Below are 9,611 nucleotides of genomic sequence, written 5' to 3' on the forward strand. Positions count from 1 at the left end.
GAGGTCTGGTGGGGCTGTGGTGCCGGTGCGCGCGCTCATGCTCACCGCCTCCGCCAGGACGCTGGGAAGAAACGGGAAAGGGCGGGGCAAGCAGGGGCAAAGCCGCTAATATGCCTGCCAGTGCTGAGGGAGGGGACACCGATGAAAGCGCTGCACGTCGTGACGCTGCACACGCCCACACACGACTTCGGAGGGCCCACGCGCGTGGCCCTCAACCTGTGCCGGGGCTTACGGGAGAGAGGCGACAGCGCGGCCCTGGTCGCCCTGGCGGACGGTTTCCCACCGGGCGATCCGCCCCGCACGGTGGACGGCGTGCCCGCCCGGCTCTTCCGGGCCCGGCACGTGCTGCCCCGGTTCGAGGTCAGCGGCATCACATCCCCCGCTCTGCTCGCGGCGGCCCCCCGCCTGCTCCGCTCGGCGGACGTGGTGCACGTCCACCTGATGCGCGATCTGGTCACGCTTCCCGTGGCGATGATGGCAGCCCGCATGGGCCGCCCGCTGGTGTTGCAGACACACGGCATGATCGACCCGACCGAGAAGCGGGTGGCGAAAGCCGTGGACGTGCTGGGCCTGCGCTGGGTGCTCCGGCAGGCCGACGCCGTGCTCCACCTGACGGACACCGAGCGGGAGTTGACCGAAGCGGTGGTGGCCCCGGCACCGATGGGGCCCGCGCACCGCCTCGTCAACGGGGTGGCACCGCAGCCGCCGCGCCCCCAGCCGACGGGCGGGCGCCCGCCGACGGTGCTGTACTGCGCGCGGGTGCAGGAGGGCAAGCGGCCACAGGACTTCGTCGGGGCGATGCCGACGGTGCTGGCGAAACATCCCGACGCCCGCTTCGTCCTCGCGGGCCCCGACACGGGGGCGCTGGTGGGCGAGTTGCTGGCGCTGGCCGACGCGCTGGGCGTGGGCCACGCCCTGGAGTACGTCGGCGCGCTGGACCACGCGGGCGTCATCGAACGGCTCCGCGCCAGCGACGTGTTCGTGCTGCCCTCCGTCAAGGACGCGTTCTCCGTGTCGGTGCTGGAGGCGCTGTCGGTGGGGCTGCCCGTCGTGGTGACCCGCACCAGCGGGCTGGCGCCCGATGTGGCGGCGGCCGGCGCGGGCCGCCTGGTGGACAGCGCACCGGACGGGCCGGACGCCGCGGAGAACGGGGCCCGGGTGGGCCGTGCCGTGCTGGAGCTGCTGGACCCGGCGGCGGGCGAGGCCGCCTCGCGCGCGGCGTGGCGGCTGGCCCGCGACAGCTTCACCCTGGGCGCGGTCGTGGAGACGCTGCGCGGGGTGTACGCGACGGCGTGCGAGCGGGTCAGTGCTGCCCCCGCGCACCGGCACCGCCGTCTTGCGGGTCGTCGGCCTCGCGTGCCTTGAGTCCGATCTGCCACCGGTAGAAGCTCATCGCGAGCGCGTAGTCGAGCCCGGCGCGGCCGTCGAGGAAGCCGCGCCGGTAGACATAGGCGTAGGCGAAGGACACCAGCGGCTTGAGCGGGGCCCGGTGGAAGAGGCGGCCCTGGCGGGTCTTGGCCTGCCGGATCTGTTCCCGCACGTGCGGGTGCGACTCCAGCCATGCTTCCCAGTCCGAGTAGCGGTTGTGCCGCTCGAACCAGGTCCGCACCGGGTCGAGGTCCCGGTGTTCGAGGGGCGCGGTGAGCCGGACGGTGGGTTCGGCCAGCGGCTGGTAGTGGCCCTCCTGTTCGCCCATGCCGGGGGCGGCGAGGTCGTCGGGCTCGGGGAAGCGGCAGCGGGTGCGGTCCAGCAGCACGCGCTTGACGATCGTGTACCCGTGCCGCAGCCGGCGCCCGGCGAACCAGTAGCCCAGTGGGATGTCGAACGCGGCAGGGCGCACGGTGCGGCCCGGCGGCGGGGTGAGGACGTGCCGGATCTCGCGCAGGAGTTCCGGGCTCGGCGTCTCGTCGCCGTCGAGGAAGAGCACCCAGTCGACCTCGGGGTGGACGTGGTCCAGGCACCACTGCTTCTTCTTCGGGTAGCCGCCGTCCCAGGTGTAGGGCACCACTTCGGCGCCCTCGGCCTTGGCGAGGGCGCGGGTGTCGTCGGTGCTGTCGGAGTCGACCACGACGACGTGCGCGAAGTGGTCGATCACGGACCGCACGGTGCCCGCGATGTTCCGGGCCTCGTTCCTGGTCGGTATCGCGACGACGACGGGCAGCTTGTCCACGGCGGCTTCCTCCACGGCACTTCTCTCCACGGCGGCTTCCTCCACGGCGGTTCTTTCCACAGCGGTACTTTCCACGGTGGTCGGTCTCCTGGGGGCGCGGGCGGTCACTTCTTGCCCGCCGCCTCCAGCAGCGGGGCGAACTTCGGGCACAGGTGCCTGATCGCGGGCTCGGCCTGGTCGATCTCGCCCGCCTTCAGGGCGCTGACCGCGTCCTTCTCGCTGCTCTCGGCCGTCGTGGCGATCCGCGCGCAGGCGGTCCTGCCCGCCTCCAGCACGGCTGCGGGCTCCATTCCCTGGGGCACCCGGTCGACCAGGTAGTCCTTCTCCTTCTTGGTGAACGACCCGGTGGCGGGGGTCAGCCGGGAACGGGGCACCTTCGCGGCGGTCTCGCCGCCGGACGTGCCCTTGTCCCCCTTCCCGCCGGCGGACGCGCCCCCGCCGGGGGACGCGCTCGCGCCGGGCGAGGCCGCCGCACCGGCGCTGGGGCGGCCCGCGTGGCCGGTGCCCTCGTCGCCGCCCTGCTGCCGGCTGGTGCCGCCGCCTTCGCATCCGGCCGTCAGCGCCAGGACGGCCGCCACCAGGACGGCCGCCGCGGCACGTGCGGCCTTGACGGTGCTCACGGCTTCCTGTAGATCAGCGTGAGCTTGGGGCCCGTTCCGCCCGACTCGCGGGCCCACAGCCACAGGCTGTCGCTGCCGGAGGAGGTCAGGGCCAGGTCGAGGGTGTCGCCCGCCGCGTTGCGGACCGCGCGCGCGTCCAACGGCACGTCGTAGTCCGTGCGGACGTCGGCCGCGCCGTCGAGGCCGCCCAGCGGCGTCTCGCCCACGGCGGGACGCTTCGCCCAGGTCACCTCCTTCTCCGACCAGGCACCGGTCACCTCTGCGACCTCGACGGTGTCGCCGGTGGCCGCGCTCGGCTCACTGCTGGTCGTGACCGTCAGCGTGGCCTCCTCCAGCTCCATCCCGCTGGGCGCGGACGGCACGTCGAAGCGCACATAGCTGGCGTACGGCGACGAGCCGCGCACCGCGAGCTGCTGGTGTGTGCCGTAGGTGGCGTTCCGGGCCGCCCCGTTCACGTACGCGTCGGCCGTCGCCTCCCGCTCCACCGTCGTCTCCGTCGGCGTGCCCGGCGTCGTCACCGTGGCGGCCTCGGAGCGGGCGCTGGTGTTGGTGCCGCCCGCGTCGCTCGCCGTGACCCGGTAGGAGTAGTCGGTGCCCGGCTTGGCCGAGGTGTCGGTGAAGCTGACCGTGGGCCGCTCCCAGAACGTGGAGTCGGCCGTGACCGTGCCCACAGGCTCGTCGCCGCCGTTGCGGTAGACGCGGTAGGTCAGCTTCCGGTCGTCCAGGTCGGTGCTCGCCGGCCAGCTGACCCGCACGCCCTTGGTGGTGTTGGCGGCCTTCACCCCGTCGGGCACGGTGGGCGCCCCGGTGTCCGGGCCGTTCGCGAAGCGCACCAGCCCCTGCTGCGGCCTGTTGCCGTCACTGGTGATGCGCGAGAACGCCCCGCCCACCCACATGTAGTCCTTGCCGCCGCCGGAGGAGACCACCATGGCGCGCGGTCCGACCTGCTCCACGTTCAGCGGTCCGTCGTCCGTGTCGGGGAACCACGACAGCAGCGGGGTCGGATCGTCGACCGACTGCGCCAGCAGGTGCTGCCGCTCATGCAGCTCGGGGAACTGGCCCATGCTCTGGCAGTTGTGCGCGTGGGAGCTGCTGTAGAGCACGTCCTTGTAGACGGTCACATCCTGGGTGGCGCCCAGGCAGGTGTCGCGCCAGCGCTGCTCGAAGTCGTCCAGGTCGAGCGCGATCCGGCCGTCGAAGACGCCGCCGCCCGTGCCCTCGTTGCCGGTGTAGATCCCGGTCTCGTCCACGTAGAGGCCCTTGACCACGCTGTTGCGGGGCACGAACCGGTTCGGGTAGCCCTTCTTCAGCGCGCCCGACGAGGCGTCCACGACCGCCAGCGCGTGCGAGTCGGCTCCGCGTACCCGTTCGAAGTCGCCGCCCAGCACCACGTGCTTCCCGTCCGGCGTGACCTCCACCGCGCGGCCCGTCTTGTCCGCGTCCGCCTTCCAGGACTTCACCTTCCCATCGGTGCCGACCGCCGCGAACTTGGCGCGCTTCTGTCCCTCCACCGTGGTGAAGTCACCGCCGAGATAGACGGTGTCGTCCGTGGCGGCCAGCGCGTGCACCGGCGCTGAGACCGTCAGCTGGAAGCCGGACCTGACCGTGCAGGAGGGCAGGTCGATGGCGGCCACCCGGCTGGCGTTCGTCCCGTTGACGGCGGCGAAGTTGCCGCCCGCGTACAGGGTCTTGCCGTCCGGCGAGACCGTCAGCGCCCGTACGGTGGCCGTGCCGCTGCCCACCGTGAAGTTCAGGCGGCAGTCCGTCGGCTCTCCGGTCGCCGCGTCGAACGCCGCGAAGTTGACGGCCTCGCGCTCCTTCGCGCCGGGCGCCGCGCCCGGCGGACGGATCGCCGAGAAGGTGCCGCCCGCGAAGACCGTGCCGTTCGACTGGGCCATCGCCCACACCACGCCGTTCGTCTGCCACGTCGGTAAGGTGTCCGCGGTCATCGCCACCGGCGGTGTGAGGGCCGCCGCCTTGTGGGCGCCCCGCTCGGTGAGGGCGGGCACCGCTGTCGTGGCCGCCGCCACCGCCAGCACGGTCGCGGCCACCGCCGCCTTGTGCGCCCCCGCCTTGCGAGGGGTCCTCGGTCGTCTCACTGTGCTCCCCAATTGCTCTGGTTGGTGCATGTAACGGACACGGCGTCAGCGGCGGTCGACGCGCACCGCCTCACCCGACAACTCCGCCTCCAGCGCCGCGATGTCGGCCTCGACCATGACGCGTGCCAGCTCCGCCCACAGGACGCGCGGCTTCCACCCGAGCAGGTCCTGAGCCTTCCCGGCATCACCGACGAGCGCGTCCACCTCGCTGGGCCGCTCGTAGGCGGCGTCGAACCGCACGTGCTCGCGCCAGTCGAGCCCCCCGGCGAGAAAGGCCTCCTCCAGGAAGGCCCGCACGGTGGTGGCGGCACCGGTGGCCACCACGTAGTCGTCCGGCCGGTCGGCCTGCAGCATCAGCCACATGGCCTCGACGTACTCGGGCGCGTACCCCCAGTCCCGCACCGCGTCGAGGTTGCCGAGGTAGAGGTGGCCTTGCAGCCCGGCCCTGATCCGGGCGACCGCTCGGGTGATCTTGCGGGTCACGAAGGTCTCGCCGCGGCGCGGGGACTCGTGGTTGAAGAGGATGCCGTTGACCGCGAACAGGTCGTACGCCTCGCGGTAGTTGACCGTCGCCCAGTACCCGAAGACCTTCGCGCAGCCGTACGGGCTGCGCGGGTGGAACGGCGTCGCCTCGTTCTGCGGGGGAGGGGCCGCGCCGAACATCTCGGAGGAGGAGGCCTGGTAGATGCGGGTGTCGATACCGCTGGCCCGTATCGCCTCCAGCAGCCGCAGGGTCCCCATGGCGGTGACGTCGCCGGTGTAGAGCGGCGAGTCGAAGGAGACGCGCACGTGGGACTGGGCGCCGAGGTTGTAGACCTCGTCCGGGCGCAGATCGCGCAGGAGGTTGACGAGGGCGACACCGTCGGCGAGGTCGGCGTGGTGGAGGACGAGGGAGCGGCCCTCGTCGTGCGGGTCCTCGTACAGGTGGTCGATGCGGCCGGTGTTGAAGGAGGAGGAACGGCGGAGCAGGCCGTGCACCGTGTAGCCCTTCTCCAGCAGCAGCTCGGTCAGGTACGAGCCGTCCTGGCCGGTGATGCCGGTGATCAGTGCGCTCTTGCCCGCGCTCGTGCCCATGTGGCGCCGCCCTCAGTGGTGTGTGTCCGTGATGGTGAACAGATCGGCCGTGTTCACGGCCGGCCCCCGGATGACGGTCTCATCCCGTACGCGGTTTCCGTACTCTTTGCCGTTTATCTGTCCGTGTGCGGCTTTGGGGTGGCACAATCCGGCACCATGACGCCGACGCCGCGCACGACGCCCGCGCACCTCCCCTCCCCGCCTGCCGGTCCCGACGCCCTCAACGGCCCGGAGCCGGCCGCCGGTCGGGGCTCCGCCGCCGGTCGGGAGACCGTCAGCGGTGGGGACGTCGTCGCCGGTCGGGAGACCGTCAGCGGTGGGGACGTCGTCGCCGGTCGGGAGACCGTCAGCGATGGGGACGTCGTCCCCGGTCGGGAAGCCGTGGCCGGGTCCGAGTCGCTGCTGCCGCCCCACGCCCGCGTGGTCGTCGCCGGCCATCGCGGGCTGGTCGGCTCCGCCGTGGCCCGCCGACTGGCGGCCGACGGCTTCGAGGTGCTGACCCGCGACCGAGCCGCTCTGGACCTGCGCGACGCGCCCGGCACCGAGCGCTGGCTGCGCGAGGTGCGCCCGCACGCGGTGGTGCTGGCGGCCGCCAAGGTCGGCGGGATCATGGCCAACAAGACGCAGCCGGTGCCGTTCCTGGAGGACAACCTGCGCATCCAGCTCAGCGTCATCGCGGGCGCGCACGCCGCAGGCGTCCCCCGGCTGCTCTTCCTGGGCTCGTCCTGCATCTACCCCAAGCACGCGCCGCAACCGATCACCGAGGACGCCCTGCTCACCGGCGCCCTGGAGCCGACGAACGAGCCGTACGCCCTGGCCAAGATCGCGGGCATCACCCAGGTCCGCGCCTACCGTGAGCAGTACGGCGCCGCCTACATCAGCGCGATGCCGACCAACCTGTACGGGCCGGGTGACAACTTCGACCTGGAGACCTCGCACGTGCTGCCCGCTCTCGTGCGCCGTTTCCACGAGGCGAAGCGGGACGCTGCGCCGGAGGTGGTGCTGTGGGGCAGCGGCACGCCGCGCCGCGAGTTCCTGCACGTCGACGACCTGGCGCGGGCCTGCGTGCTGCTGCTGCGGGAGTACGACGGTCCCGCGCCGGTCAACGTCGGCTGCGGGCGGGACCTGACCATCGCCGCGCTCGCCGAGACGGTGCGCGACGTGGTCGGCTACGGCGGGCGCCTCACCTGGGACACGGACCGCCCTGACGGCACCCCGCGCAAACTTCTCGACGTCAGCCGCCTGTTCGCGCTCGGGTTCCGGCCGCGGGTGCCGCTGCGGGAGGGCATCCGCGCGACGTACGAGTGGTGGCAGGAGTCGGAGGCGTCCGGCCGGGTCGGACGGCCGGGGGCCACGGCGGGCGCGTGACGGCTCGTGGGTGAGGAAGGCTTGGCGGGTGCGTAACGTTTTGCGGGTGCGCGGGTCCATTCAGTATGCGCCTCTTCCGTCCACCACGGCCCGCACGGTGCGGGCCAGCAGGTCCAGATCCGTCGTCAGCGACCAGTTGTCCGCGTAGCGCAGGTCCAGCGCCAGGCTTTCGTCCCACGAGAGGTCCGACCGGCCGCTCACCTGCCACGGCCCGGTCAGTCCGGGCCGCACCGCCAGCCGCCGCAGCGCCGTCGTCCCGTAGTCCGCCACCTCCTCCGGCAGCGGAGGCCGCGGGCCCACGAGCGACATCTCACCGCGCACCACGTTCACCAACTGCGGCAGCTCGTCCAGCGACGTGCGCCGCAGCACCCGGCCGACGCGGGTGACGCGCGGGTCGGCCCGCATCTTGAACAGCGGCCCGTCCACCTCGTTGGCGGCGGCGAGCTGCGGTCGCAGGCGATCGGCGCCGACGGACATGGAGCGGAACTTCCACATGGTGAACGGAGTGCCGCGATGGCCGACGCGGGTCTGCCGGTAGAGCGCGGGCCCGGGGGAGTCGAGCCGTACGGCCAGCGCCACGAGCGCGAACAGCGGGGCCAGCAGCACCAGTCCGAGCGCGGCACCCACCCGGTCGAGCGCGGACTTGAGCGCGAGCTGCGGGCCGCGCCGCACCGGAGGGTCGACGTGCAGCAGATGAAGCCCCGCCGCGGTGGACGGGCGCACCCGGCGCAGCGCCACTTCGGCCAGCCCCGAGGCGATGACCAACGGCAGCCCCGCGTCCTGCACCGCCCACGTCAGCGTGCGCAACCGCTCGCCGCACAGCAGCGCCCCCGGCACCACCAGTACCGTCTCGGCCCGGTGCAGTCGGGCGGCTGCCAGCACGGCCGCACCGTCCGCGGCGCTGCCGTCCCCGCCGTCCCCGGGCGGCGCGGCTTCCAACTGCCCGGCCTCGGGCACACCACTGCGGGGTGCCGCTGCGCCGACCGGCACGGCGCCGATGACGACGTAGGGATGGTCCGTGCGGCTGGCCAACTGCTCCACCACCCGGTCCACGGCGCCGCCTTCGCCGACGAGCAGCGCGCGCCGCACGGCGTGTGCCTGGCGGCGCTGGGCCGTCAGGTGCCGGTGTGTCACCGAGCGGCACGCCGCGGTGAGCAGCGGTGCGGGCGTCAGCGCCACCAGGGCGACCGCGGGCGGAGAGCTCTCACCGGTCACCACCCGGGCGACGGCGAGGACTCCGACGAGCGTGAGCCAGTCGTGCACCGTCGCCAGCAGTCCCCTGGTCTCGCCCAGCCACCGTCGGCCGTACCGCTGGTGGGCGGCGAGTACGCCCAGCCAGCACATGCCGACCGTCACCGTCGCGGCGGCCGTGTGCGGTTGCCCTGCCTGGTGGAAGAGCAGCGCCACGGGCAGGGCGCCCCCGGCGGCGTCGGTCGCGAGCGCGACGGGCCGGTACCAGCCGGACTTCTCCCGGCTGGCCGGTACGTCTGCGGCAGCTACGGCACCGGTCGGCCCGCCGCCGGCCCGCACGCCTGTGCTCGTCCGTGCGTCTGTGCCCGACCGCACGCCTGTGCTCGTCCGCGCGTCTGTGCCCGACCGCACGCCTGTGCTCGTCCGCGCGTCTGCGCCCGACCGCACGCCTGTGCCCGGTCGCGCGTCTGCGCCCGACCGCACGCCTGTGCCCGGTCGCGCGTCTGCGCCGACCCGCGCGCCTGTGCTCGGTCGCGCGTCTGCGCCCGACCGCACGCCTGCGTTCGTCCGCGCGTCTACGCTCGTTCGCACGCCTGCGCTCGGCCATAGGTCTTCCCTGGTGCGCACGTCCTCGACCGGTGCGTCACCGGCGCGTATGCCGCTTACCCGAACGCCGCCGAGCGGTGCCGGTACGTCTCCGGCCCCTCTGCCGGGCTCCGGCTCGGCCGGCTCCCCCACCTCGGACACAAACGCAGAGTCGCGCCGCATGAACCCCCCCCAGGTACGCGGAACCCCCACACAGCGCACAGAACCGCCACGTTTGTGGTGAGGCGCCGACATCCACCAGACCTTAAGGCATATGAGTACGCTGCGTGGCCATCTGCTCACTTCCTCGCGAGAAGTGCGGAGAGTGCGGTGGGGGTTGTAGCACAGTGCGCGTATATTCCGGGTGATTCGTCGCAGAAGATCGCCGCCGAGGCCCACCGCCGTGCTGGGGACTTGACCTTGACGCCAGCGGCAGGGTTCGAGGATGCGGACATGACCGAGAACACCCCAGCCCCCGGTACCACCACCTCCGACCCCGCCACC

7 protein-coding genes are annotated in these 9,611 nt (G+C 73.0%); 2 read left to right on the top strand and 5 right to left on the bottom strand.

Features of this window, described 5'->3' with window-relative positions:
• The first annotated feature begins 141 nt into the window (after nt 1–141).
• Entirely contained in the window at nt 142–1,365 is a 1,224-nt protein-coding gene (locus AB8Z75_RS25925; protein ID WP_369206007.1) for a glycosyltransferase, read from the top strand.
• On the opposite strand, the gene AB8Z75_RS25930 is transcribed toward AB8Z75_RS25925, so the two are convergent.
• From AB8Z75_RS25930 to gmd, 4 genes are all read right to left on the bottom strand, one after another.
• Nucleotides 1,304–2,170 (bottom strand): glycosyltransferase family 2 protein, encoded by an 867-nt coding sequence (locus tag AB8Z75_RS25930; protein WP_369206017.1) that lies wholly within the window; start codon nt 2,168–2,170, stop codon nt 1,304–1,306. The two genes, AB8Z75_RS25925 and AB8Z75_RS25930, sit on opposite strands and share 62 nt — an antisense overlap.
• A 104-nt stretch (nt 2,171–2,274) precedes the next feature.
• The gene (locus AB8Z75_RS25935; RefSeq protein WP_369206009.1) at nt 2,275–2,790 is read right to left on the bottom strand and encodes a hypothetical protein; all 516 of its coding nucleotides are present in this window, start codon (nt 2,788–2,790) and stop codon (nt 2,275–2,277) included.
• Nucleotides 2,787–4,820: a DNRLRE domain-containing protein gene (locus AB8Z75_RS25940; protein ID WP_369206019.1), complete on the bottom strand. Its 2,034-nt coding sequence runs from the start codon at nt 4,818–4,820 to the stop codon at nt 2,787–2,789. The genes AB8Z75_RS25935 and AB8Z75_RS25940 overlap by 4 nt, the downstream gene beginning before the upstream one ends.
• A 114-nt stretch (nt 4,821–4,934) precedes the next feature.
• Nucleotides 4,935–5,963: a GDP-mannose 4,6-dehydratase gene (gene gmd, locus AB8Z75_RS25945; RefSeq protein WP_369206011.1), complete on the bottom strand. Its 1,029-nt coding sequence runs from the start codon at nt 5,961–5,963 to the stop codon at nt 4,935–4,937.
• Nucleotides 5,964–6,119: 156 nt separating this feature from the next.
• Here gmd and AB8Z75_RS25950 point away from each other — a divergent pair, with 156 nt between their 5' ends.
• Complete coding sequence (locus tag AB8Z75_RS25950) at nt 6,120–7,331, top strand: GDP-L-fucose synthase family protein (RefSeq protein WP_369206013.1); 1,212 nt, start codon at nt 6,120–6,122, stop codon at nt 7,329–7,331.
• Between the two features lie 60 nt (nt 7,332–7,391).
• Here AB8Z75_RS25950 and AB8Z75_RS25955 read toward each other — a convergent pair whose 3' ends face one another.
• The gene (locus AB8Z75_RS25955; protein WP_369206015.1) at nt 7,392–8,897 is read right to left on the bottom strand and encodes a sugar transferase; all 1,506 of its coding nucleotides are present in this window, start codon (nt 8,895–8,897) and stop codon (nt 7,392–7,394) included.
• Nucleotides 8,898–9,611 lie beyond the last annotated feature (714 nt).

This window comes from Streptomyces sp. PU-14G (assembly GCF_041028275.1).
GTDB lineage: Bacteria > Actinomycetota > Actinomycetes > Streptomycetales > Streptomycetaceae > Streptomyces.